Source organism: Enterococcus sp. AZ015 (assembly GCF_050499225.1).
Classification (GTDB): Bacteria; Bacillota; Bacilli; order Lactobacillales; family Enterococcaceae; genus Enterococcus_D; species Enterococcus_D entomosocium.
Genome location: NZ_JBMHEX010000002.1, coordinates 49,872 through 76,071 on the forward strand (window position 1 = coordinate 49,872; position 26,200 = coordinate 76,071).

Annotated in this window: 26 protein-coding genes; all 26 read right to left on the reverse strand. The window is 39.5% G+C overall.

The features are described 5' to 3' along the window. Positions 1-24: 24 nt before the first annotated feature. The 26 genes from IGK85_RS16865 to IGK85_RS16990 all read right to left on the reverse strand — a co-directional run bounded on the left by IGK85_RS16865 (position 25) and on the right by IGK85_RS16990 (position 25,791). Positions 25-1,140 carry a lysozyme family protein gene (locus tag IGK85_RS16865; protein ID WP_429972368.1) on the reverse strand — a complete coding sequence of 372 codons (1,116 nt, stop codon included), beginning with the start codon at positions 1,138-1,140 and terminating at the stop codon, positions 25-27. Between the two features lie 4 nt (positions 1,141-1,144). Then, positions 1,145-3,070 (reverse strand): VirB4 family type IV secretion system protein, encoded by a 1,926-nt coding sequence (locus IGK85_RS16870; RefSeq protein WP_200127098.1) that lies wholly within the window; start codon positions 3,068-3,070, stop codon positions 1,145-1,147. A 17-nt stretch (positions 3,071-3,087) separates the two neighbouring features. Continuing rightward, entirely contained in the window at positions 3,088-3,657 is a 570-nt protein-coding gene (locus tag IGK85_RS16875) for a hypothetical protein (RefSeq protein ID WP_005230823.1), read from the reverse strand. 3 nt (positions 3,658-3,660) lie between these two features. Continuing rightward, the gene (locus IGK85_RS16880) at positions 3,661-3,969 is read right to left on the reverse strand and encodes a DUF5592 family protein (RefSeq protein ID WP_005230821.1); all 309 of its coding nucleotides are present in this window, start codon (positions 3,967-3,969) and stop codon (positions 3,661-3,663) included. Between the two features lie 13 nt (positions 3,970-3,982). Next, a complete protein-coding gene (locus IGK85_RS16885) occupies positions 3,983-4,432 on the reverse strand; it encodes a single-stranded DNA-binding protein (protein ID WP_200127100.1) in 450 nt (149 codons plus the stop codon). Positions 4,433-4,443: 11 nt separating this feature from the next. Continuing rightward, positions 4,444-6,855, reverse strand: a complete 2,412-nt coding sequence (locus IGK85_RS16890) for a pLS20_p028 family conjugation system transmembrane protein (protein WP_429972369.1) — start codon at positions 6,853-6,855, stop codon at positions 4,444-4,446. A 55-nt stretch (positions 6,856-6,910) separates the two neighbouring features. Next, the gene (locus IGK85_RS16895) at positions 6,911-7,393 is read right to left on the reverse strand and encodes a hypothetical protein (protein WP_311950824.1); all 483 of its coding nucleotides are present in this window, start codon (positions 7,391-7,393) and stop codon (positions 6,911-6,913) included. A gap of 44 nt (positions 7,394-7,437) precedes the next feature. After that, positions 7,438-10,068 carry a VirD4-like conjugal transfer protein, CD1115 family gene (locus IGK85_RS16900; RefSeq protein WP_429972370.1) on the reverse strand — a complete coding sequence of 877 codons (2,631 nt, stop codon included), beginning with the start codon at positions 10,066-10,068 and terminating at the stop codon, positions 7,438-7,440. A gap of 11 nt (positions 10,069-10,079) precedes the next feature. Beyond that, complete coding sequence (locus IGK85_RS16905) at positions 10,080-12,356, reverse strand: hypothetical protein (protein ID WP_429972371.1); 2,277 nt, start codon at positions 12,354-12,356, stop codon at positions 10,080-10,082. 63 nt (positions 12,357-12,419) lie between these two features. Then, entirely contained in the window at positions 12,420-12,698 is a 279-nt protein-coding gene (locus IGK85_RS16910) for a hypothetical protein (RefSeq protein ID WP_230319195.1), read from the reverse strand. Beyond that, entirely contained in the window at positions 12,652-12,945 is a 294-nt protein-coding gene (locus IGK85_RS16915; RefSeq protein ID WP_207490871.1) for a DUF5415 family protein, read from the reverse strand. The genes IGK85_RS16910 and IGK85_RS16915 overlap by 47 nt, the downstream gene beginning before the upstream one ends. A 26-nt stretch (positions 12,946-12,971) precedes the next feature. Further along, positions 12,972-13,382 (reverse strand): hypothetical protein, encoded by a 411-nt coding sequence (locus IGK85_RS16920; protein WP_010749182.1) that lies wholly within the window; start codon positions 13,380-13,382, stop codon positions 12,972-12,974. 161 nt (positions 13,383-13,543) lie between these two features. Then, positions 13,544-13,912 carry a hypothetical protein gene (locus IGK85_RS16925; RefSeq protein WP_086299670.1) on the reverse strand — a complete coding sequence of 123 codons (369 nt, stop codon included), beginning with the start codon at positions 13,910-13,912 and terminating at the stop codon, positions 13,544-13,546. A gap of 17 nt (positions 13,913-13,929) precedes the next feature. After that, positions 13,930-14,694, reverse strand: coding sequence for a hypothetical protein (locus IGK85_RS16930; protein WP_010749180.1), 765 nt, complete (start codon positions 14,692-14,694; stop codon positions 13,930-13,932). Next, positions 14,691-15,548, reverse strand: a complete 858-nt coding sequence (locus IGK85_RS16935; protein WP_412247542.1) for a type II secretion system F family protein — start codon at positions 15,546-15,548, stop codon at positions 14,691-14,693. Before IGK85_RS16935 ends, IGK85_RS16930 begins: the two co-directional genes overlap by 4 nt. Further along, entirely contained in the window at positions 15,517-16,980 is a 1,464-nt protein-coding gene (locus IGK85_RS16940; RefSeq protein ID WP_159161558.1) for a CpaF/VirB11 family protein, read from the reverse strand. Before IGK85_RS16940 ends, IGK85_RS16935 begins: the two co-directional genes overlap by 32 nt. Positions 16,981-16,984: 4 nt before the next feature. After that, complete coding sequence (locus IGK85_RS16945) at positions 16,985-17,371, reverse strand: hypothetical protein (protein ID WP_429972372.1); 387 nt, start codon at positions 17,369-17,371, stop codon at positions 16,985-16,987. Positions 17,372-17,438: 67 nt separating this feature from the next. Next, entirely contained in the window at positions 17,439-17,600 is a 162-nt protein-coding gene (locus tag IGK85_RS16950) for a hypothetical protein (RefSeq protein ID WP_016612359.1), read from the reverse strand. Positions 17,601-17,651: 51 nt separating this feature from the next. Further along, positions 17,652-17,972, reverse strand: coding sequence for a hypothetical protein (locus IGK85_RS16955; RefSeq protein WP_010749175.1), 321 nt, complete (start codon positions 17,970-17,972; stop codon positions 17,652-17,654). A gap of 13 nt (positions 17,973-17,985) precedes the next feature. Beyond that, a complete protein-coding gene (locus IGK85_RS16960; RefSeq protein ID WP_429972373.1) occupies positions 17,986-21,612 on the reverse strand; it encodes an MSCRAMM family protein in 3,627 nt (1,208 codons plus the stop codon). Positions 21,613-21,704: 92 nt separating this feature from the next. Beyond that, positions 21,705-22,133, reverse strand: coding sequence for a hypothetical protein (locus IGK85_RS16965; protein WP_010749173.1), 429 nt, complete (start codon positions 22,131-22,133; stop codon positions 21,705-21,707). Between the two features lie 255 nt (positions 22,134-22,388). Further along, positions 22,389-22,577, reverse strand: coding sequence for a hypothetical protein (locus IGK85_RS16970; RefSeq protein WP_429972374.1), 189 nt, complete (start codon positions 22,575-22,577; stop codon positions 22,389-22,391). Between the two features lie 230 nt (positions 22,578-22,807). Next, positions 22,808-23,737, reverse strand: a complete 930-nt coding sequence (gene dcm, locus IGK85_RS16975) for a DNA (cytosine-5-)-methyltransferase (protein ID WP_429972375.1) — start codon at positions 23,735-23,737, stop codon at positions 22,808-22,810. Between the two features lie 13 nt (positions 23,738-23,750). After that, on the reverse strand, positions 23,751-24,032 hold the full coding sequence (locus IGK85_RS16980) for an ASCH/PUA domain-containing protein (RefSeq protein WP_429972376.1): 282 nt from the start codon (positions 24,030-24,032) through the stop codon (positions 23,751-23,753). Positions 24,033-24,063: 31 nt separating this feature from the next. Next, positions 24,064-24,363, reverse strand: coding sequence for a hypothetical protein (locus tag IGK85_RS16985; RefSeq protein ID WP_429972377.1), 300 nt, complete (start codon positions 24,361-24,363; stop codon positions 24,064-24,066). Between the two features lie 1,026 nt (positions 24,364-25,389). Beyond that, positions 25,390-25,791, reverse strand: coding sequence for a hypothetical protein (locus IGK85_RS16990; protein ID WP_054115557.1), 402 nt, complete (start codon positions 25,789-25,791; stop codon positions 25,390-25,392). Positions 25,792-26,200: the final 409 nt, after the last annotated feature.

Here is a 26,200-nt window from a genome sequence, read left to right on the forward strand (position 1 = left end):
TTTGTTATGCTCCTTTTCTATGACTTATTTAGGTGTGCCATAACCCATAATATACTGACTAGTCTTGCCGTAATTGCGCTCTTTCGTGCTGTCTCCTGAGTTTCCTTCCAACGTATAGACCGTGCCGTTTGAGTAGTTTTTTACGATACCCACATGGTCACTGATGCCATCTGCGTCCCAATCAAAGAAGATCACCCAACCATCTTTTGGTTCCACACCGACTGGCTGCCATTCATTTTTTTGTTTGAAATTTTGAATACCAGTGGGACAATAAGCGAATTTTTCCATGTTCACATTTGCTTTTGCGGTCACATAGGAAACAAAGACTGCACACCATTCAACACGGCCACCATAGCCATACCATGACCAATATTTTTGTCCTCCGACATGCAAACCTTCATCGATTTCTGCTTGAGCGACTTTCGCCATATCACTGCTTCCACCAGGAAGGCCGGAACTTTTCGGTGTTAGATATTGTTTAACGATCATGGCATAAAACATATTTCCATAGTCATAACGATAGGTATAACCGAGGTTTACCGCCATCGGATTCGTGTAGGTCACTTGTACGCCGTGAGCGTATTTACTCGAAAAAGCGATCGCTCGATTTAAGTCGTAATTGTTTGTCGAAAAGGACAAGAAACCAGGGCCAAAATTATAGGCCTGAATGAGATTTAACAAATCCATATCCTTATGTGCTTTAACCAAACTAGCGAAATACTTTACACCGACTTCAATGCTCGTATAAGGATCTGAAATCGTGTTAGGGGCATTTCCTTGTGACTCACTGGACTGCATGACATCAGGATAACGAATGGCATTTCCACCCGTCTCTGCTTCAATAATGCCAAGTAAGGGATCCACCATATCAGGGATCCCGTTTTTCTCTGCTTCTTTTGTGACCTTATCTTTCCATTGCATCGTCATTTCTGAGACACTAATTCCGCCCCCCTCAATACCTCCATCAGTCGATGTTGTCTGAGAAGCACCACCGATAAAGATCACGAGAAGCAAGCTGGCTACCACAACAGCTAGAGCAGTTAAAACAGCGGTAGAACTACCTAAAAAAGCAAGTAAGAGTTGGATTTTCTCCTTCTTACTTGCTTTTCCTGCCAATAATTTAATTATTTTCGATTTCATTTTATTAATGACCTCCTGCAAATCGTTTCAACTGTTCTTGATCAGGATCCGTTTTAATCTTGTAGTTGTTATTTCCTCCTAAATTGACGATTACTTCTCCTTGTTCGAGTAATGCCAGGTCTTCATACTGTCCATCAGTCAACAGATTTCCCATTGCTTTTTTCATTGTCTCACTGACTGAAGCATCCAGCTGTAGAAAGAATTTCGCATTACATAATTCAAAGACTTGTTTGATTTTTGAAATGTAATCATCAGAAGACGTTTCAGGCAATAGCTCTTGTGGTGATTGTGTCGCAAAGAAAGCACCGGCCGAAAACTTCCGCATTTCTTTTAAAAATTTCACGACTTGTTTAACAACAAATACCGTGTCAGGACTTAGAATCTCTTGACATTCATCCAAGAAAAAGGCAAAGAATCGAACTTCATCAGGAGTAATATCGCCATTCTCCAAAGCAATTTTTTGTTTCCGGCCATTTTTAAGTGCCTGGTTCCAAACGATATTCATAGCCGTATAAAGCATGCATTTGTACACTTCATCGTCAAAGTGACCAATCGTTTCAATATCAAAGAAAAGGACATCTTCTTCATCAATATTTCGAAACGTGCTGCGTCCATTGAAGATCGACCCATATTGTTCGCACATTGACGTGATCACCGTTTGAAAGTTTTCCATTTCCACCATTTTGACGTCTGTCACACGATCCTTATAGCCACTTTCCACAAATTGATCAACGAATTTCTTGAATTCACCAACTGTAGGATATTTTGAAGGATCCAATCCAATGATATGAATATCTTTTTGATTCTGTGTATAGTTTTCAGGTAATAGACCGTAAGAGATATAAAAATCATCCATGATCTTACCAAAATCGAGAATATCTACTGAACGCATAGCAGGATTTAAGAAGCGCACTTTGTTAAAAAAAGTTGCTCTATGCTGCAAGTAACTGTTCAGTTCATCGATTACTTTACCGCTAGTATCGGTGATTGTGGCTAGTGGTTCCATCGGATTTAACATGCCTTCTTTTCCAGAAAGATCATAAATTTTCCCGTTTTGCGACTGAATCAATTTATACCAATCTCGATTTTTTTCAAACCCTCGAATGATCGTCCGCTTGCCATATAACAATTCCTCAATTAGCTTCAGTAACGTCGATTTTCCCATACCAGATTTCCCAAGAAGCATAGAACTAAATGATTTTCTAAGTGCAGTGATCATGTACGGATTATAGATAAATGACCCACCTGTGTCTGTTTTCCCAATATAGCCACCACCCGTATCATTTAAAAATTGGTGATTAAAAGGATAACCGCCACCGATCGCAGAACTTGGCACGGTTATGCCTTCCTTACTGCCTGGTTCATTTTGTTGTTCAGAATAACTTTGAAAGAAAGCTAGCCATTCTTGAGCTTGTTTGCCAATATAAGAAACGGATTTGTAGCCCATGGCTTTGAGCGAACGTCTAAGATCACCCACTTCCTTTTCAAGCTCTTCTTGTGTATCTGCAGTCACATAGATACGTATATCGACCATTTTACTGACTTCGTCGCCTTGATTGATTTCATTTGCGTAACGTTCCAGAGAACGAAACTCATTGACTGCTTCGTTTCGTTGGGTACGGGTTCGGTTTTCTTCTGCTTGTGAGTCTAATTCACGCATAGCTTTGTCAATATCGCTTAAAATGACTTCTTTGTCGATCGGCGCTAGATCGAATTTTGTGATTGAATTTTGATTGTTCATGATCGTGGTTAACCAAAATGGCGCTGGCCGTTTGGCTAATTGATAGATGTGAAGGCAAGCATAGGTACCGTCCCCTGCGACCATTCGGTCTTCAGGAAACGTAATGCCGCCTTGAGGTTGGATTTTTTCGATGAAACTGAGGTCAAAGCCTTCTTTAACAAGTGTTTGAATTTCTTTTTCATTTAACATAATTTTTATCCTCCAGACTAAATCGGGGTATTCAGGTTATTTAATTTAATTAAGATCTGCTCAATTTGTTTCGGCGGAATATCCTTGATTCCTAGATTGGATCCGCCTGCTCGTTTTAGAATCGTTTTGGAAAGATTCAGCTCCTTTTCTGTTTTTCCATAAACGATAAAGTAGAATTCTAAATTTGATAGTTCTTGTTCGACCCACACCAAACGGCTGATCTGTTCTCGAATGATTCTTGCTCGAACGGGGTTTCTTTCTTCCCTTGCCAGCTGCAGCTGTCGGTTCCAATAGACCAGATTATCATCGATATTTGTAGGAAACATCATCGATAAAATACTCATTTCTTCTTCATAGATCCGCAACATATTTTCAAAATGTCGCATAGCCTGATATTGCTCGCTTGCACTGAGACCGTTAATATTTCTTGTCGTGACTTTCAAAAAAGAGAGGTACCGGCCATTTTTTTTGACCACGTTTCCTCTGATCATTTTTTTGATTGGTACCAATTCTTGAATAGAAGGGTTCTCCCCTTTAGTGCGCTTTCGTCCTATTGATCGGAAACTTTGAACTTGTTTTGCGGCCATGCCTTACCCTCTCCTTTTTTTATAGCTTTGTACTTCATACACATTTCGATCCATAACGATCAAGCAATAGATCGTATATAGGTTTCTTCTGTTGCCATTTGACGCTGGCTTTGCACATAGGAACAAGCCAAGGAAAAAGAAAACAATGCCTAATAGGATCGACGTCACAAGAGAAAAATGCAGATACCCTTGTAGATACAAAAGGAACATCGAGGGGCCAAAGACGATCAGAAGATCCAAGATATACAAAGATTTATATTTTAGTTCTTGTTTAATACTTCGTTGAATCACTATATTATGGTATTTATCCATGTTTTTTCCTCCTCTATTGGTACCAATCTGCTTCGTCATAACTGGTTGGAATATGTTCTACCGCTTGACGGTACTCATTTAAAGCCGTTTCTTCTGCTGGCTGACCTTCAGATAAGTGCTTTCTACGACGATCGGTCACTTCCTTGGTTTCTAACAAGTTGTAGCTTTGTACAATATCTTCAGACACGTAACACCGTTCCCCTGACTGATTTTCATACGGTCGGACTTGGACTCTGGCCACAAAGGACACATGAGATCCTCGACACGTCATTTCAACAAAGGACTTTGCGATCGTGCCATACAGCACACATAAAAAGGAATCTGATTGATAGTCAGATTCCTTTTTTGTCTTGAAGTTTCGTTTTGATATTAGCAAGACACGTGTATAACACGTGCCACTTTCCGTTTTCTTTAAGACGGGACTTTCAGCCAATCGGCCTTCAATACAATGGACATTTAACACGAGATCTCCTCCTAAATATAATCATCGGCATTTACTTTATTCATGGATTGATAGATATCATAGTACTCATTTTCTGGTGTCACACTCGACTCTTTCAAGTATTTAGTGGCCAATTCTTTTGGTGTAGAAAGCTCCTTCGTTTTTGATTCAACCGTTGGAATATGATACGTTGGTGCCGTTGATTTTTCTGCAGGTTTCTGGCTAGTCACCGATCGATGGTTCGTTGGTTGTACTGATTGTTTGATCGAACCTGATTTTGGCTCACTACGTCTAGCAGGTATCACCGTTGATCGATCAATTCCTCTACTTGGTGATTGTTGCACTATTTGAGTGCCAGCACTGGTGGACGATGGATTGCTTCGTTGTACGCTCGCTGCTGTAGAAGGACTTACACTTGTAGTCCGTTCAAACGCCACAGAAGCTCCTTCAGGCGCTTGTTCACTCGATTGAACAGATTGACTAGGTGCTACTGCAGAAGTGCCGTAAGACGTTTCTGGTGCGGATCGTTTCACTTCTTGATCATTGGCTCTCTGAGTGTTAGTTGGATTTCCTTCAGAGGCACTCGGATTGTTTGACTGTTGCATATTGTTGTTCTGATTGACTTTGTCAGTCGCTGCTTGGATGGCGGCTTTTCTACTTGGCGTATGGATCGGCGGAATGGTCGTTCGTTGGATTTTTTGTGAAGCGGCCGTTTTCCCTGTTGCCAAACCATTCGTACGATTGCCGTTGATAGGGTCGATCGTTGATTCCGTTCGATTGCCGCTTTCACCCATATGTTTCAGCTCTTCAGCTGAAATATTGCCAATGCTTTTTCCATCTGTTTCTTTTCCTTGGGGAACGGTGCTGGAAGAAGCAGATGCGTTCATTGGTTGATACATTGTTTCTGGTGAAAGATTGGTTCCTGAAGGCAACTCTCCATTAGCAGAAACCTGATCCTTGTCTTGAACCGATGGACTTATCTGATCATTTGGAACCGCTGATCGATTCGATCCTTGCGTTTGTGTCACCGGCTCTTGTTGGTCATTCATGCCAAATGTTTGGCGCATGTTGGCCGCAAATTCCTGCACACTGCTTCTAGAAGAGCCATTGTTTCCTGGAACCGTTGAGCGACTTTGAATCGATTTGTCATTGTTGCTTTCATGAACACCGTTATTGACTCGCATCCGATTGATTGCATTGCCAGCATGATCTTTGATACTTTTTCCAGCATTGATTCCGCCTTTTACCGCACTTGCGCCTGCACCGGCAGCTGCGGCAGTTCCGGAAGTCGCAGCTTTCGCCGCAACTGCTGTACCAACCATAGCTTGCCATCCTGAACGAACCCCGATATCTATGCCAAGGTATTTACCAAAGAAATTCGGCCCGTCGATCGTGATTCGAACCCCAACGATACACAAGATCAAGTACGCCAAAAAGCCTATGTGCAAGGTTCCGATATAGGAAAAATACAGTTTGAAAATACTCAAGCTAAACCCTGTCAACATGATTGCTAATAAGCTGCTTCCGATATCCAAGAAGATCTTCTTCGCACGCTGTCCCGTCTCAATATCTGATACAGAAAGTACTGGAAACATCAGTTTTGCAAAAACCAACTCAAGCAAAGAGGTCGCAATGATAAACGCCGAACAAATAAACGCAAAAGACACGGTCACTAATGATAAAGTGATCGTGCCTGTCTTGTATGTGAAACGGAATTTTCCTTCGTCAAAAAAACTGAATGCACCATTAGTGATTTTCTCCGAAGTGATATTTCCTTCTTCATCTGTTACTAATTTATATTCTAAGTAAGAAACATCATCCTCATTACGAGCTTTCTCTTTCATTGTCTTTAAATCATCTGCTGTAATCACTTGAGTAAGATCCGTAGACTGAAAAGCATTTTCTGACAAATTATTTTTAGGTGTTCCTGCTTGCCCGTTCAACCGTCCAAAACCTTTTTTCGATGCATACTGCAGATCCGCTAGATTTTCCTTGACGATACTATAAGATAACGTACTTGCTTCCCCACCATCTAATGTTTTTGTTTGCCCATAAACTTTTTCAGCCAAATCGACACTGGACGTGATCATACCAGGTAGTTGAATGCCCAAACAAACGATCAAAGCTGCTCGAAACAAGCCAGCTTGTAAATTAACACGTTCATTAAGAATAAATTTATAAGCTAAGACAATGATCATAATGACCAATATCGTTCCAGATAAGATACGCATACTGGTGTAAATCGTACCGATTTTTCCGTTTTCCAAAAAGCCAAATACCTTAAATACTTGATCAAGTATATCTTCCACTCCTGAAGCCAGTTTGTACAATCCTTTGATCCAATTACTGCTTATCCATTTGAAAATATAGCCAAACAAAGTCGCATCATGGATCCATTCACTAAATTTTTGTAAAAATTCCGTCGCTTTTTCCGTGATTTTCACCTTCCAATCATAAAAAAAGGGAGACCCTATGCTGAGTCTCCCTTTACAGTTGCTTTTATTGATAAATTGAAACGAAGTACATCGGATCATCTTTATAAATGACCTTCACTTCCGTTAATGTTGAATCTGCTTTAGAATAATTCTGAGAAACCGGAACGAAAGCATATCCTTCATGTTCTTCATCGTAAAATACGTTGAAATCAGTTGTATCAGAACCTAAATTCGATACTCTAAAAATACTTTTCCCTTCATCGTTTGAAATATGATACAAGTATAGACCTTTTTCTTTTTCTTCAACAGAATAGGTCATTTCCTCTGAAATTCCTTTTTTGATCCTGCTAGCAGTAATTTTATCATCTGACAATTTTTCAATTGCGATCATTGGTTCATCCGTTGGTGAACCCTTTAAATAATAAGTCTGATCTTCTTCAAAAAGATCTGCCAGCTTGGCTTCAGGTGAATTGGAACACCCACTTAAAAGAAATACAGTTCCCACTACCAAAAAGATCCCAAAAACACTCATTTTTAAACGCTTCACAGTAACCCCTCTTTTTCTATTCATTTGATTTTAGTATAGCACGTCTACTCTGTATCTAATCGGACTAAATTAGAAATATCTTTATAGTATGGCTTGTTTAAATAAAAATTCGCCAGCTGTAAAAACGCACACCGTTCTTCTTCTTTAAAAAGTGGTTTAAGATCTTCGGTTACCGCTTGTTTCAAAAAGTCGACTAAGTTGATTTTTTCAGAATTGACTAGATCTTCTACGATTGAAAGTTTGACAATTTCTCGATACCTGTCCACATCTTTTGTATCAAACCGTTTGAGGACTGATGCAAAGGCTTCTTCATCGATCTGTAACAGTTCCTCTTCTGACTGAAGGCCTTCTTCCAGAGACAAAAGCAGCGATCGGTTGATTGATTCTGAAATCAAATCATCGACGTCGATTGCGTTTGCTGCTAAATCAAAGGTTTTATGTTCAGAGGGAATGTTAAAGTCTTCAATCGGTCGGTTTGGGTCAAAGTATTCACCCAAATATTCAAATCGGAAAGGCATCGACGTCTCTTTCGTAGAAAAAATAGAGTACGACCGGATTTTTTGGCGCTTTTTGTTTTCCCTGTGCAACCTCAGTACAACCATTTCGCCCATCATAAGCGTAGATAATTTATACGGAGTAATTATTCGTTGAGAGCCGACGTTGGTTTGTTTACTCGTATCAAGAGAAAGTGGATCCTGTTCACCAGTCGAATGTTTTTCTACCGTTTTCTCACCAACTCTTTTCGATATTTCTTCGTGCGTATCTTTGTCTTGGCTCATGATATACAAATGATTTTGGCAATTTTCTTTGATGATCTTCGCCGTATAGTCTCCATATACAGAGCCTAATTGCGCATAGCTTTGTAAAAATAGATCGAACAGAATGTTTCGCCCTAAACAAACGGTCACAATGTTATCCATACTTTCAATGGCTGGCATGTTCCCAAATTCATCCAGGATAAAATGGACTCTTCGGAAGCACTTCCCACCTCTTGTATTTCCAGCATTTTGCGCAAGTGTTGTGTACAGTTGTTTAACAAACATGGAAGAAATCACATTTTTAGACGGATCATAATCCGGCGTGATCATGAATACAGCGATCGGCTTTTCTGTGTAGAAAAGTTCACATTGCTTCAACTCGTCTAAATCTCCGCTGGTTCGATTTAACTCACCATCTTTTTCAAGTAGAGTGATCGAATAGGTTGCTTTTTTATCTTGAAAAACCACTTCTAATTGATCGCCAGTGTTTAAATTCAAATTGAAGTTCAAATCCACCACACCAGCCATATTCGGACGGATCGTTTCTACTCCTAATACTTGCCCATTGCGTAAGAAGCGAACTTTCAAAATTTGATCATACATCGATCGATCAAATTGGAAGAACAACGACTTAGGAAAACCCACCGACTTCAGCCGAAAACTATTTTTTGACGTCATCTTCGCAATCGCTTCAAACCCTTGGAAAATCGTTAACTTATCCAAGACGGCACTTTGAATTGGCCCTTTATTCTTCGAATCCATAGAAGAAAATGAAGAGTATTGTGCTTTGGCGATATGCCCTTGCGGCAAACGTTCAAAGTAGAGATCGAGTTGTGTGTACTCTTTTTTCGTGACCCGATCAATGACTTTTCGATTTGTCATTTCAATGATCCACTGTGCCACATTGTACATTGTGATCTTTCCTAAATCGTCCTTTTCCAAATAATAGTCGATTAGGGCTAAGATCACACCGTTTAACAGCTTCTGCGCACCGCTATAGACCCATTTGTTCTGACCGGCGTTTGGATCGTTGAACAATGCATACGTGAATTGATCCACCAACATCTGCGCAGAAGAAGAATCCCCTCTTACATAAGCATCAATGATCAGCTGCAGCGGATTATAACTCATGGATTGATCGGGTGTTTCTAAATTAAGTACTTGTACCTCATAGCCCCTTTCTTCTAATGTTTCTTTTGATCCTTTGTAGAGTTCTCCTTTCGGGTCATTAAAAATCAGAGAACACTGTTCCTTCGCTCGACTCAAGATATCAGTCAGTGGAAAAACGATCGACTCACCCTTACCTGATCGACTCGTACCTAGAATGAGTGAATTGACTGTATTGAGATCAATATAAAACTTGTTCATATAGTGCGTGATAGGAATACCGCCCATTCCTTCAAACCGTTCCTTTCGATCAGGTACGGCCGAATATTGCTCTTTGATCTCTTGAATCGTCGCCAAACGGGCGTCTCCTTCTTGCCCATAACTCAATGAATCAAATTTTCGAGTCAGTTTTTTAAAGACGAACCAGGCAAAAAAGAAAGCCAAGGGTAGCGTGATAAGCAGCTGCTTGTTCGTTCCTACATGAATGAACAAGGAACGGGCAAAATAAGGAAACGTTTGAAACAGCTTCCCAGCCGTTGAAAAGTCCTGGTTTATCGAAAGTGTAAAAGCTTGGCCAAGAATCGGCAGAAATGAAACGATAAAATTGATCAGATAGTTGCTCATAAAATAAACAAAGAAGAAGGCACTGAAAAAACCCAGAAACGCTATCGGCGCATGACGCTTATGTTCTTCGGCTAGTCCTTCTCCTTTTATCGAATAACCCCTTCCGATAAAAAGGGCTATTTTTTTCAGTCCAAAAGCAGAAAACAATCGGTAGAAAAAGGAGCGTTTCTTACTTCGTACTCGCATAGACGCTCACCTTATTCCAATACCGATTTTGCTTCTTTGGGCTTGTCCTGCAACAAGTAAGCAGAAGCGATCTGTTGTTTTTGACCCATGGTTAAATCCTTTTTCAACGCATCTGACAGCTCTTGGTAGATGGACGTAATGGCTTTTTGATCTTGTTGTAGAATGGCCAGATCCAATAAACCATAATCAGATTCGCCTAGTTTTGTTAACTGCTTTAAGGTGTCTGTGTCCTCTTTTTCAAAGACGACTTGAACCACATGGTCAATATTTTCAGGATATTCTTTAGCCGCTTCAATATACTTGCCAGCACTGATTTGATCGTCATAAGAAGGAACCGCTGGTTCCGTTGATTCGAAACTCGCATAAGAATTTTCTGTTTGAACAGCTGCAGATACAGTTGTTTGATTTGAATCTTGTTGGGCTATTGCATGAACATAGCCGCCAAATCCTGCCACCGCAAGTAAAACCGCACCACTCAAAGTGATTTTTTTCCATAAAGACGATTTCCCAGCTGCTTGTTGTACTGCACCTGGTTGTGTTGGCGCTGCCTGTAAAGGCGTGCCTTGTTGTTGCTGTTGGATAAATGCCATCAGCTGTTGTTGCGTGGCTAAGTTTTCAGCCCCTCTTCGGGTCTGATCATCAATCAGTTTTGCAAGGAATTGAGAGATTTCCATTTCTTTTTGTTGATTTTGTTGCTTCGTCGATTCAACATTCTGCACGGCTTTATCTTTTAGGGACAATTCTTTTTCTTTTATAGCCAATTCACGATCACGCTGCGCAAGTACGGCTTTTTCCCGTAACTCTTGTTCATGGATCCGACGTTGCTCTTCAAAGACAGGCTGTGATTCAATCAGTTTTGATTTCATTGATTGTAAGTACTGCAGTTCTTGATCCGTGACTTGTTGCACTGATTCGACCAGGATCGTGCTTAACTCTTCGAGTTGACTGTTCTTACGCTCAATCAATCGTCCGTACTGTGACTTATGAGCTTTTTCTTCATAAGAAGCAGTGATTTTTTCTTCTTCTTGTTCGATTGCTTCTTGTCTCATTTGATCGAGTTGTGCCGCTTTTTCCTGCTTGTCTGCCTGCAATTTGACATCGATTTGATAAAGCTCGTCTTGATGGCGCTTATTCAATCGTTCCAATTCTTCTTGTTGGCGCTTTTGGATCCTCGCTTTATCCAGCGCTAATTGATTCTCTAAAGAAGTGAACGCTGCTTCGATCTTATCAGTAAATTCTTCACTTAGAATTGCTTTTTTAGCAGCTAATTCCGCAAGACATTCTTCAGAACCATCGTCTGCAGTAATTTCTTGATAAGCGATCGTCAACTTTTTGATCAATTTGTTCTCTACGTCATTTTTTAATTTATATAGGCTTGAGATCAACTGTTTGTAGAACGTTGGATTGTATTGTGTTCGGATAAATTCTTTCTTTCTCTCACTGATAAAATCATTTTTATCGGCTAAACCAAAATACATGATCAATTCTTGCGTCTGACGATCCAGCTTTGCTTCTAGTTTAGCGATCAGCGATTCGATAGGACTAAAAATCGGTTGTGTCGTTAAATCCAAATAGGCGTCCAACGGTGGAATAACGACACCTGGAATCGATCCTTTGACTGTAGAAGGAACAATATCGTCCTGAGAAGCTTGTGCTTGTGGGCTAAGAATTTCTTCTTTTTCCATTTCCAGATCTTCAAGAGGAACTCCATCTTCTTCCTCTACGGTTTCGTAATCAGGGACATAGTTGTCTTCGGGCAACTCCAAGGCTTCTTCTACAAAATTCTCTGAAGGTGATTCTTCAATCAATGGTACGGCTGCTTGTTGTTTTTTCGGTAATACACGAGAAAGTAAATTTTCCGCAACCTCCGTCAATTTCACTTCTGGCAAGGACAAACCGCTAAGAAACGAGGGTTTTGTTTCGTTGACTTCTTCTTCGACAGGTTCAAATGGCTGATCGAACTCGATTAAAAGATCATTTTCCAATTCCTCAAACTGTTCTTTTTGACTTCCCTTTAAGTTTCTAAGCTCCTGAATAATATCCTCGTCAATCAGTAGGTCTAAAGGCACATCTTTTGATAAGGGAAGAGTGAACTCCCAATAGTCTTTTGTTCCTTCTATACGATGGATCTCTAAAGTCATCTTATTATCCAGCGGCCCAACGTCTGCTTTAACCTGGTAAAAAAGTTCTCTCGCTTCAGGAAGAGAATACTTCTTTTTCAGGGTCAATCGCTTCGTAGCTTTGATTTCTTTTGGTAATTTTGTAAAACGCAAAATATAATTTCCCATGGTTCTCTCCTTTAAAAAAAGATGGAAAGTGCTAATGCTTCCCATCTTTTTGTACATTTAATTTTAGAATCCTTTACCAATCCCTTGAAAGTAGGTTGCTAATGAAACAGCTGACATAATTACGATCATTCCTAAAGCAATCCGAAACCACATACTTTTGGCCATGTCCGCTTTTCGATCTGAACTCATGAAAATAATTCCGGCAACGATCGTCATAATAACGGCCAGTGGTAGTGATAGTTTTTGTAGTGCTGTGTAGATTGTTTTTCCTGAATTATCTAACGAAGTGACCCAATCATTCGTTGGTAGTGTTAGCAGTGCTAGTTGTAGTTTCATTAACATGTTTATTTCCTCCATTTTTCACTTGGTTTTTATCTGATACAAGAGTATTGATTTTTGAAAGCACGTAAGACTCGCATTGTTTTTCAATCGTTGATTCTTCCCATTCCTTGTCTTTTCCTTCAAGAATGGCCATTTTTTTATCTCGTAAATGATCATTCGTCCATTCCTTAAAGGGAATACCTTCTTGAGAAAGTAATTCTTTTGCGGCTTCTACAAATGGTGACACCGCTGATTTTTTCCCTGCCATATACTTCTTCCTTCCTGGCTAATTGACTATCTAAAAAAAGAAAAACCCCTCGATTTTTTCGAGTAGGTTCGCTTTTGTCTTGGTTCCATTTCTGGCAATGCTTTTCGTTCTTCATTGAATTGCCGATTGATTTCTTGGTAAAGCTTTTCTCCTTCCAAGCGGTTTGACTCAAGAGTGGATATCTCCTCTTGCAACATATCTAACAGTTGTACCGTGTTCCGTGTAGGATCAACGACCACGTCTTCTAAGATTATTTCTTGTTCGCCATTGTCAATCACTACTGACAATTTCGTAGGCTCCGTGATTGAACGCTGTAGCTGTTCCATGATCTGTTGTGCTTGAAAGATACCGTGAACCATCTTTGTGTTCAATGCACGGTATTTTCGTGTCAATTTTTTGTTGACGTGCGAAAAATGTACCCGATATTGCCCGGACACACGATCACCCCTTTCACATTCTTATACTTTGCTGCGTCCACCACTGTTCCCATGCAGCTTTTATGACGTCTTGGTAGTCAATGACTACTTTAAGAAGAAGCGCACCCACGACCAAACTGAAAATGAGCCGTAACAATTTGGAAAATACTTTTCCCATATCTTCACCTCACTTGAGAAGGCGCTTGTCCTTCAATTCCGATTTTCACAGAGATATTGTCTGGTAGAAATAAAACTGGATAAGTCGCTTTGATCGTATAAGCCACCGTATCTCCAAACGCAGCCTTTTTCCCTAGTGAGGGACTTTCGACCGTATACCAGCCGTGAAATTGTTTAGTTGAGTAATCTTTAAGCTCTGAAACTGCTTCAGCTGTCAGACCACCTTTTCGCTCAATTTGATAATTGACTTGTTGCCGATAAGTAGTGATCGTCTGAAGCTGATAGCCGAAAACGACGACGCTCAAAAAGGCGAGTACGGTCAAACAGTAAAACAACATGCTGAAAACTTCTCCCTGACTATCTTCTACATCCATAATTTATGCTCCTTTCTTTAGAGATAAACATAGACTTTTCCAAGTTGGAAAGGAATGATCGCAATAGAAGCACCGAGAACAAAGACCAAAATCGCTCCTACTAGCTTCATATATAGACCGGAAAAGCGACTAATCTTAAAGTGGATGATTTGTTCAATACCAGCCATCATTTCTTCGCTGGTGATCCTCGAAAGCTGATCGATCACTTGCAAATTCGCTGATCCTTGTGCCAAACGTGCCAAAGTAACCATAAATAATCGGCTGCTGTCTGTTCCAGACATTTGTTTGGCGAACATCTTAAACGGATCGAAACTGCTTGGATTTCGACTCATATCTAACATGAGCCGTTGTAAGATCTTCTTATCGATTTCATGTGGCATCCTTGGAACGATTCGCTCAAAAACAGAGCGAAGATTGATCCCCCCTCTTGTTTGTTTTAATACAGGGACAAGTAGCCGTGAAAATTTCGAAAATTGAATTTGGCGTTCAAATCGAAATTGCTGATACACGATTTTTACTGATTTGATCGTGTTAAGGTAGACCAACACACTGACCACGAAACCGATTGGAATCAGATACAAACTTAATAACAACCCAAGAGCAATAAAAAAAGAAAAGCAGATACCAAAGTTTCGAGCATTCTTTTTTGACCACTTTTCAATATTTTCTTTGGTATTATTCATTTCTAAGAGATCTTCATAAACAAGATCCGGAAGCAAGCGAGAAAAGAATGGTCGATTCTCACTATGTTCTGTAGTTTTGTTTCGAATAACGAGATTCATTTTTTGGTTCGCACCCCCAATTCCGTGACAGAATCATCAAAATACTGTTTGAAAAAGCTATTTAAGATCATACTAAGCGAAATAAGACAAATGGCTGAACTGACATAGCCGATTGGATGGTGGGCATAGCCGTCCATGTATTGCGCAAAATCACCGTTCATGAAGAAAGAAACCCCATGAAATAGCAAAATAATAGCGCCCATTAAAATAAGGAGTGTCTGCACACCGCTTAACATTTCATTCTTCTTCTTTAGAAACAAATTGACTTTTTCTAACATTTTACTATGGTGTTCTGTTAGATATTGCAACGAATCCGTATTGTTTTTTCCTTCTTGAATAATCGTGTCAAGTTGTTCCAAATACTGACCAAAAATCGCATCATCATGGTACTTTTCGGATAGGTTGTTCAATAAATAAGAGACCCTTTCCGGATCAGAACCTACACCAAGAGCGGCATACAAGCTTCGAAGATCTTCAGAAAGTTCTCCTTCTGTTTCATCGATCACATAGGCCAAAGACTGAAGAACAGTTAAATCATTGTCCATCGTCACTTGTGTGAGATTCAAAAGAAATTTGTTTCTGGCCACCAATGACTGCATCTGATACCTCCGATTCACGACTTTTGGCAAAATAAACCGGTAGCCGTAAATGGCACCAATCACTGTACACCCGACAACGATCCACCAAATATACGTCAGAATCAATGAAAAAACGCCTAAGACTACAGCTGGGAGTCCGACAAGCTGAATGATCTCTTTTTGCTTTAATCGCTGCCCGTAAGCACTGTTTAAAGCATGTAATTCTTCAAGGTTCACACGGTTCTTAGCTTCCGTCTGAAGTTGATTGATTCGCAAACTCAGCCACCGCCTTTTGAAGAATCTGTTCAAGCTCTTCCGATTTATTAATCTTTTCATTGGTCATTTCAGGAAAATCAAAGGATAAGAAGCGTTCTGCTAGCTTTTCCTTGTACTGATCAGACAACTGACCCGTAGTAACGTAGAACTGACCATTGTTTAACACTTGTTTAAACAATGTAGTGGCCGTATCTTTTACTGAATACTCTACGATTTCTGACAAATATCGAATTTTTTTGAAAATAAGATTTTCCGAATCGATCTCGATATAAGCAGTTTTGATCTGAAATCCAAAGTCGAAGAAAGTAAGGATATCTTCAGTGACCGCTTCTTCATTAATTTTATACCCCATACTAGACATGGTTACTAACCTTCGAGGATGCGCTCGACAATTCGTTGAATGAATCGACGTCAATCCTGAATGGTTTGTCCGTGCAGCTTGGATCATTTCATAAGCTTCAGAACCACGTGTCTCTGAGGGAACGATCCATTTAGGGTAATTCCGTAAAGCAGCTTGAACCAGATCTGAAATCGTCACGATATTTCCTGTAACGAGAGAAAAAATATCATGATCTGGCAAAAGTTCCTTGATTCTTGTTTCAGGAACATCCTCAATCATAAAGATACGATCTTTTTTGGGCACAAATGATAACATCATTTTGATCAATTCCGTTTTCCCAGAACCAGTCTCCCCACCGATCACGCTCATTGATCCAGCCTTCATGATTATTTTTAGAAATTCCAAAACAAAAGATGGCGCAAAATCGACAAACGTTTCTTCGGTCAACGCTAGACCTGGTCGACTTACCCGCAAGGACATCGTTGTTCCAGTTGGACTGATCACTTGATGCATAGCATTTAATCGTAAATTTCCTGATACACTATCCAAGATAGGATCATTTCGAGTAAATGGCTTTCCTACAGCATCCGCGAACTTCTTTACGATTCGAAATACCGTCTTTTCAGGATCGGTCAACTGTAATTGTTCTGCCGTATAAATTCGTAGTTGATCCGCACTTTCGACGGTTAGAAACGTACTGTTCCATCCGATATCCGTAATTGACTCGTCATGCAAAAGCAAGCGATCGATAAATTCAAAACCGACGATCTCATTGACGACATAGGCCGCTTTTTTTTGTCCTTCATCATCTTTTCCAAATCGCTGCTCTTCTTGAACTAATTTAGTGAGCTTTTCACGAGAAGCTTTAGACGTGAAAGCACGCATCACTTCATCCGGATAGTGCTCAACTAAATCGTCTCGAATCACTTCCACTCGACTATCTTCAACTAATTTTTCCAAATAATCGTCTCGCTCTTCTTCAGTAACTGACGGTATATGTCGGAATTGATTGGTAGTCACGATATTCCTTACATTTCTTAACACGTCCTTTTCATCTTTAAAAATGGCCTTTTTTTCTCTAATTACAACCATTGATTTACCCTCCTTCCGGCGTACTTAAAATACATGTGGCTTCGTCAATGGATCCATCGGACTCTACATAGGCACGAATGCCTTTGATTCCTTTGTTATCTGCTTCTTTTAAGTAGTTGAACGTCACTTTTACTGTTTTCTTTGCATAGAATGGCTGCTTCTTGATCGTCTGTTCGAACTCTTTTTCAAAGTTGGCTTGATCCAAATAAAAAACGCCAGGCTGAATGCGTGCAGAATCATCTTTGTTACTGATTGCAGCTGTTCTTAACGCTTCGGTAATGTTAAATGCTTCGGTATCTTTCTTGGCATTTCCTATAAAAAACCACGCAATTAGAATCATAAAAAGTGCCCCCACGATCATAACCGTGATCTGTCGCCAATAATGTGTCATTCCTCCCTCTCCTAACCAAGAAAAAGGAGAAGACAAAGAATGTCTTCCCCGATTATCTTTTTAACCATTATTTTGTTGGCAATGTTGAAACGTAAGAAGTGATTTTAGCTAGCATTTGTGTTGTGAAATCAGGGAAAAACTTGAAAACAACACCGCCGACGATTGCAACTAAACCTACTGCAATCGCAACGTTCATCAATGTGTGAGAATGATTTTGAACTGTATCCATGAATGTCACCTCCCTTCAGTAGAAATATAAACCGGCTATTAAAGCCGATCGTTATTTGAAAAACATTTGTTTGATTTCATCAAAAAATTTGGTGCAGACTGCCAAGATCCCAGTAACGAATACCATAACTGCCTGAACAAATTGATTTTGTTGAATCGCTGAGGTCAGCGAACCGGAAACATTGCTGCTTCCAGAACCAAAGTTTAAAAACGAAGAACTGATCTGATTCAAGTAATTGAACGGGATCCCGATCAACTGCTTAAAGAGAAAGAAAAAGACCAGGATCCCTAAACTGCTAAAAACTACTTTACGCAATAGGTGCCTGGACTGTTTTAATTCCGATCGTACATCAAAAACGGCTGAACCATACATATTGCCCAACTCCTTACTTTCCTCTTAACCACGTGATCTCTGCTTTTGACCATCCTTTCGGCACAGTCGTATCAGGATAAACCGGCGTGAGTAACAATTCATCTTCTTTCTTTGTTTTACTATCAATCGTCGCATACATGTTTGCGTAGATCGAAAGCGTTTGGTTCATCGATACCTGAATAAAGTTTCGGCCAATCACATTCGATTGCAGCGTCAGATTGTAGTCCCCTTTTTCTGCCCAAATCGGCAAATAAAACTTTCTTCCCCCATCAAGTAATTTGTTTGATATCTTTTTTGTTGGATTTTTTACTTGTTCTTGCGTATACAATGCACCCGTCTTCTCCTCGACGCTTATTTGAGGAAACTCAAATTTTGTAGAAGTAATAGCGGCAGTCGTTTGTTTCGCTACTTGATTGACCGTACGATCTAACGGGATTTGAACGTTCCCTTTTGATTCGACATACTGAAGATCTAAATAGGTATCGACTAGCTTCGTTGGAGAAGAAAGTGTAAACGAGAGTAGTGGCATATCTTGGATCTCACTGCTGTAGATCGGTTCCAATGTGATTGGTAGCCCATAGCCCGTTTTTGACGAACGCTGCTCTTCAAAATCAAACTGAAGGGTCTCTTTCTTTTCTACATACGTTTTGGTTTTTCTCGTTGCTTCTGTTTGGCTCACTGCGCCATAGGAAAGCTTACCGTTTTTCAGATCCGCATTGGTGAGGACTTTTTCTGAAGCGGTATACCCGAATGTTGAAAAATCGATCGTATCTGTTTCAGCCTTTACTTTGTCAGGATTTTTCAGCACCTGCAGTGAAAGAGAGTAAGGAACCTTCTCTCCTTTAGTAAAGCCTGCAGTAGGTAAATCAACAGCTAGGCTTGAAGCATAAGAACCAAGCGAAATATCTTTTGTAAAGACAGTTTTCTTCTGTTTTTGATCAGTTACAGTCAATCGATAAAGAACGTTTTTCAATTCTTCTTCGTAACTCGCTGACTTTGAAAAAGTGATCGTCGCCTTCAAGTTGTCCGTCAATGACGCTTTGCCAGTCAGTATTGAAACTTTCTCGGCATTGATCTCTAAAGACGGTAGATAATACGGGATCTCAAGTACAAGATCTTTGCCAGCAACGATCCCACTTCTAGTCACTTTCGAGCGGTAGCGATTGCCTTTCACGTCGAATAGATCATCCAGCGGCTTATACTCGTACGACTCCCCATCGTACTTGGTCTCAACGACTTGTTTAAGCAGCGCTTTTTCTGTTTCTGTCACATGATTCACTGTCAGCTTGAATGGTGGTAAAGTCGTTGTAACAGCGTTTGAAGCAGCAGTTTTCGTTCCTGTTTTCACACTACCTTGCTTACTGAAGGACAGTGTTGCTTTGTTTTTAGCGGTCAGAACTTCTTGTTTTAGCATCATTTTCGTACGTAGATCATATGATTTCCCATAAAATCCAGAAGTTGTAAGGGCGGTGCTTTTTGCAGTAGCAATCACTTTCCCGTTCGTCAGATCTTTGGTAATTGTAAATTGATCTGTCACATCACTACCTTGCGCCAAAACTTGTACCGTAGAAATAGCAACCGTTTCAGCTGGAAACTGGTCTTCTATCACAAAATCAGCTAAGTAACGAGACCCTAGTTTTTCTACCGTACTTGTCGTTAAATCATATTGTAGAAAATCATCGGAAGCAGCTGACCAAGTATTGCTGGTTTTGCCTGTCTCATTCTTGTCTGATACCGTCTTTGAAGCACTCAATTTGTACTGATTGGTGATCGTTAATTTCACCGGCTTTGCTTCAGTCACATCTGCAGTAATGGTAAACGAGTAGTTTTTACTATCTGTTTCAAAACCAACTGCTGCCGTTTTTTCCTTAAAGTAATAGGATCCCAGCGTTAGATCCTTTACTTTCAGTTGGCCATTTGTATCGGTTTTTAGATTATCTTGTAAAATGGATCCATCCGATTTGTATAGTGTAAACACCACACCATCTAACGACTTTTGATCGACGTCTGCGATTTTGGTAAGCTCTACAGCGCCTGCGAGTCGCTCGTTTGTCCAGGTCTTCGATACATTCGTATTTTCCCCTACCGTGATTGAAAACTCCGTTCCGTTTAACTTGTAACCTGAAGGAGCGGTTATTTCTTTTACTTTGACTACTGACCCAGCCTTTAATCGTTCTCCTAGCTTTGCCTTCCCATCCGTTCCTGATTTTACGTCTGTTGTCTTTCCATCATACGTAAAGCGGAAGGTGGCATTTGCTAGCGGCTTTTTCGTATCTGCATCTACTTTCAAGACATCCACAGTCCCTTTTCGCTTCACATTCACGGTTACGGAAGTTGAAACATAAAAAGAACCAGTGACCAGTTTTTGATACGAACCGTTCGCCCAAACAGTAGTGGGATATTTTTCGTTTGTTTTCGAGCCTTTCACCATATTTACAGTGATTTTTGTTGCAGTGGATCCATTCGTATCGACGGTTAATTTATTGCCACTGATCGTCGCTTTTGCCCCACCACTGACGGATTCCACATAGAGGTTATGATCACCCCAACTGTTTTTCACAGTAAAGGTTGCTTTTTCTCCTTCATAGACCGTCTTAGACGTTGCGTCCCATTGCGGACGTGTGCAGATCTGACCAGCTCGTGTAGTCATTTTGCTTTTCCAGTCAGTTACACCAGCTTTATGGTATGGGGTAATGGTGATACTTTTTGGTTTTTCATTTGAATTTTCCCAAACAAGAATCTGTGCGGCCATCCAACGTTGCTTTCCAGCGTCGTTATTTGCCCAACCGCCTAACTCACGGTACGCACTAATAATGGACGTGATCGTTTCTTTTTGAGAAGTACTCAAATAGCTGCTGCCGGCATCCGTATACGTCTTAGCTGCCGTAACCCCTGCTTGTAAACAAAACGCATCTTTCCCATCGATCGACCGTCGGATCCCACGGTCTTCTGTATAAGAATAGCCGTTGCTGCGAACGATATACATCAGCCAAGGATAACCTGAAGGCGGATTGATAGTTGTTTCAGAGACTGTTTTTGAAACAGAAGCCAGCAAAGCAACTTTGCTTTCTTTTAACATAGAAGGAACATCATTCAAGTTATTCGTTTGGTTCAGGATCTCTTCAGCATAAAAGAAACGTGTCTGCATTAAGATCTGTTCGGATTCTTCTAAATCTTTGGCTTTCGACAATTCTTCAGCGACTTGATCTTCTTCAATAAATGGAAGATCTTCACTATTGACTGCCGATTGCAGCGATTCAACATCATTTAGATCGATTTCATCAAAGTCTTTGATTTCTTGATCTGCCTGATCCGCTTTTTCCTGGCGCTTTTCATCGACCCCTACTTCAACAGCTGTAAAGTCTCCTTCTGTTTTTTCAGCGATCTTCGGTGTATCTGAAGAAATCAGCTGTTCTTTGTCTGATTTGTCTGCTACCACGTACAGTAAGCCATCAGCACCTTGAACAACGGTTGATTCCTGTTCTTTGTTTAAGGTCTCTTCCGATACTGCAGCCACTTCCTGATCCGTTTTAGCGGTATCTGTTTGTTCTTGTGCCAAAACATAAGGAAAGTTGGCCATAGCAAGAAGAGAAATGATCATCACTGAAAACGAAACGACGAGTTTGTGCTTCTTTTTCATTGGTACCTGTTCACATCCTCTCCTTCAAAATGGATTTTCGAAAAGGACGGTGGCGATCGATTACGCATTCTTTGTTCCTTGGCCATATAAGATCATAGGCGGTCTCCTTCATTTAAATAACTTTTTGAGTTCTTTATATTTAGCGTATGCAGCTCTTGTTTCGATATGTGTTGTTCTTGATCAACGATAAATAAAAAGTCGCCATTCGTGAAAATATCTTTTCCAGCGGCTTTTTGTTTTGTTTTGTCTTTATCGATAACCACGTCTACATGATCCGTATTACCGTGTAATACTTGTTTCCCAGCGACCACTTGCACAACGGTCTTATAATTACTTTTCGTGATCAGTGAAACTTCGTCAATTTCAAAAATACTTTGGCGATCGACCAAGCCATTATTAATAATTTCTGCCAGCTTATTCACGCTCAAGCGAATATACTGTAATGCTTCACCGTTTCCTGTAAAACTTAGGGAAACCTCCTTTCCTACGGTTAAATACAAGGTTTTCTTTTCAGCATCCATCTGTTTCTGCCCTCCCTTCACTCGTTGATATTTTCTTTAGTTATGGACTACGACAGACATTCTTCATCTTTTTTCTCCTTTTTGGGTAACAAAAAAACTTGAGAAATTTTCCTCAAGCTCCCGCATTCAAATATTCAAAAAATAAAGTCAATATATTTGTAATAATTCTTCTTTTTATTATATTTACTTAGGACATAATAATTTGGTCTTTCTAGCGGAAACTAGGAGACCTTTTTTTATCCCTTCAAACAAAGATTAAAATCGATCCCAATCATCTAATGCACGTTGATCTGGCAATAATTCGGCTAATTTTTCATTGTAACTGTCAACAAGAATTTTGTGTTTCAAGTCCTTCAATCTATCGATTTTGCTTGATAGTTCTGCCCTCATTAAGATCCTATCCTCGTTCAGATCCATCAACTGTGCGTTGATTCGATAAATCATTATCTCAATTTCCTGTAGAGTGTTTTTCTTGAAAGAATGATCATAATAACAATTTTTTAGTACGTACTCTTGATTTTCTTTTGATAGGTATAGGTCAATATCTTCCAATTTGAACATTTGCCCATATAGATATAGCCCATACAGACACATAGTAAAGATTACTATCATATATACAATACTACTCATATTGACCTCCTTTAATTGATTTAACAATATTGGTGGATAGCTAACTAAATTAGTGTTTCAAACAGACTTTCAAAGATACCAATTGGAATACTATTCCCGGCCTGCTTATACATTGGCATTCGAAATCTTCCGTTTCTCTCAACGGTCGAAGCAGCAGCAAAGTAATCATCGTCTGAATATCCTTGTAGTCGCCAACACTCCAGTTCAGTAAGATATCTATAACGTTCTTTCCCACAGTCAATAACTTGTGCTGGTGTACGATCCTGTCGAGTTGTAATCGTGTAAGCATAATCTTGAATCACTGTTGCACGTTTGATTCCTGTTTTTCCAATCACAGACAAGACACTAGGCTGCGTTACGTTGTAGATTGGATCGACCTGGTCGTTATTAAGCAAAAACTCTTTGATATCTTTCATAGGTTTACGACTCAGAATTTGAAAGTTAAAAGGTTCTTGATTAAGAACTGAAATCGTAAATACCCTTTGCCTTGCTTGCGGTAGACCGAAATCCCTTGCATCTAACAATTCAAATGAATTCGAATACCCTAGTTTTTCCATTTCATCGAGATATCGATTGAAATTCTTTCGCATGTGTTTGTACAATACACCTTTGACATTCTCCCATATCACAATCCTTGGTTTCCACATGCCCATATCACCTATGATTTTAATTGTTTCCCACATCAAGCTCGATCTAGTTTCCGACCCCTCATCAGCACCTTTTTGATGACCAGCAATAGATACATCCTGGCAAGGCGATCCGTGAATTAAAATATCTGGTTTAAGGTTCCAATTAACAACTGATTGAGCACTAAACGGTAACTCGTTTGCAAAGATAGCATTGTAACTATCAACGGCTTTCTGATCGATTTCCACGTAATCAATTGACTTAGTCGGTATCCCTAAATTTCTTAATGCAATTCGAGGACTGCCAATGCCGCCGAAAAGTTCTAAAATTTGTAGCAATGGCTTCACTCCTTTCAGTTGGTTATTTTGGTGGATTGTGGACTAAATCAAAGCTTGTTTTAATCCCAAAGACAATGTAATCATCCTTTTGCTCATAGTCTGTAATATACGTGATTGCTGCCAAAATACTTCTTCCTGTGTATTGTCCATCTTCATATTCTGAAAGAGCAATGTTGTCCCCTACTTTGAAATCTCGATCGTTTTTCCTGATCTCAAAAGTTTTATCACCAATCGAAACGGCTTGAAAGTATTGCGGCAAAATTTTTAGTTGATGATCAATTTCAATTGTTATTGCTGGCTTCATTTTCTGTATTCCTCCATTTCCGTAATCTCTGTCATCTATTAATGGCGTAATTTAAAATCAATTTCGCTACTATAATTGCAACAGGAATAGATAATAAAGTTATAGATATTCTCCACCAAATATTTTTATAATAAAAAATCTCAATTTCATCTTTTACAATCGCAGCTCTTTTTCCGTACGGTAATGTTCTCTTGTTCTCAACCGATAGACCTTTTTTATTAATTAAGAATTCTACGACTTTTCCACTTGCAAAATATACGACAGGTGTAAAACCTATTAAAACTAGTAATGATATTATTGAGAGTAGAATTTTAATAACTATATCCCCCATTCCATTATTTCTGTCAATTAATGACTTCCCCTTCTTTCCAAGAAAAGGATCCTCTTCGAACAGTAGCATGGTCTAGTTTTTGCTGCTCTTCTTGTTTTAATCTAATCTGCTTGCTACGCCATGTCTCTTTAAATACATTTGGATTAGTTTTTCTCATTCTTTTCAGTTGATTCGTCTTCAGAATATTTCCCTCCTGCTTCAGTTTTACATTTGATATAGATAAGAAATAAGTTCAAATTTTTCGCTTTTCTAGAAGAATCTTGATCTGCAAAACGCTAATTGAAAGCCAAATGACGATAGTTATTGCTATAAGCCACTTGATTAAAACAAACGATACAACCAACCCTTGATTGCCGAATAAAAATAATGTGCCTAAGATTCCAATACCAAACAAAACTGTTATTACAATCAGCAAAGAAAATAATCGGCTTTTCAACTTATCTATTTTTCTTATTTTATTCGTGATCTTGATTAATTCAGAGACTTTCACTTTTATCACCTTCTAGAAAATGATGTTGAAGTAGCGTTGATCGCAGCAAACGTGAAAGTAAAAATGAAGATAAATACAGCAACCTTCAGCAATCCCATACTAACTTTAAACATCATCTTCAAGAAAAACTTTCCAACTGCCAATAACTTATTTGTCTTCGTCATAACTTCCACTCCCTTTTTAAAATTTATTATTAACCAATTAAACATCTTTTGTTTACCAGATTCGAAAATAGAACAAAATAAAAGTCGCAGATTTTTACAACCGGAGAAATCTAACTCCTATGAAGGCCGGATATTCGCTCGCACACTTGCGGTCTTGGCAAATCCTTCAATGTTTTTGGCTCACCAGTTCATTGTATTCCTGGTTACTCTAAACCCCTTAGTAGCCATGCTGTTTAGTTTAGAGGGGCGTTCTAATACCCAATTCATTTATTCAATTAGTTCTCGATACTCGTTCGTTATCAACTCATATCAAGAGATTTTGCTAGAAACTAGCAAACAAAAGATGTTTAATTACTTTTTGTTCCAGTTCTTTTATGCTCTTTTGCGCTCCTGGTACCAATAATTTTGAATCATTTCTTCGTATTCCTTTTCTTCTATCGCAGTGATCAAGGCATACACTTCTAACGCTCGTTCCGCTCGATGATTCCGGACTTTGAAATATTTGTTTTCCCGTGTCGTTATCAGACGACCATTTGAATTTAACCGTTGAGCAATGACTCTTTCCTTTTGATCAAAAAGAAGTTTGATTTGTGGAAAGATCGTTTCCGTTTTGGCAGCCCCGAAAAATATTTTTTTTGGCTTCCCTTTTTCAAAAAGAGTCGTATAACGATAGGCGTTTTCCCCTTCGATCATCCAATGCTGCGTGTTAAATAGTTGTACCGTTGTTTTGATTCTTGCTAGATCTTTAACGTATACTGCTAACCCTTTTGTCATTGTCATTCCTCATTTCCTAGATCATACTTACATAAAAGCAAACAAAAAGGAGGTAAATTCACGAGAACATGAATTTACCTCCTAAGAATCGCAGTCTCTTCAACGAAAATAACAGATGGCGTCAAAAATGATGATTTGGCCTATCATACACCTAGATCAACTGTAGAAGAAACTAAAGATTAAACATACATTTTTCAATAATACATTGAATCAGAAGTTTCTTTCTACAATCATTATCTGTTATAATTACATCGTTGTAGAGAAGCTACGACGCAAAGGAGCTCAATCCGTTCAGGTGGTATCAGCACTTGATTGGAAACCGAGGTTTATCAATGACTCCTGCATGAGTTGGCGCTCTTGCAGTGACGAGATTTACTTCGGGGGCTCCTTTTTGTTTGGCTTCGTACAA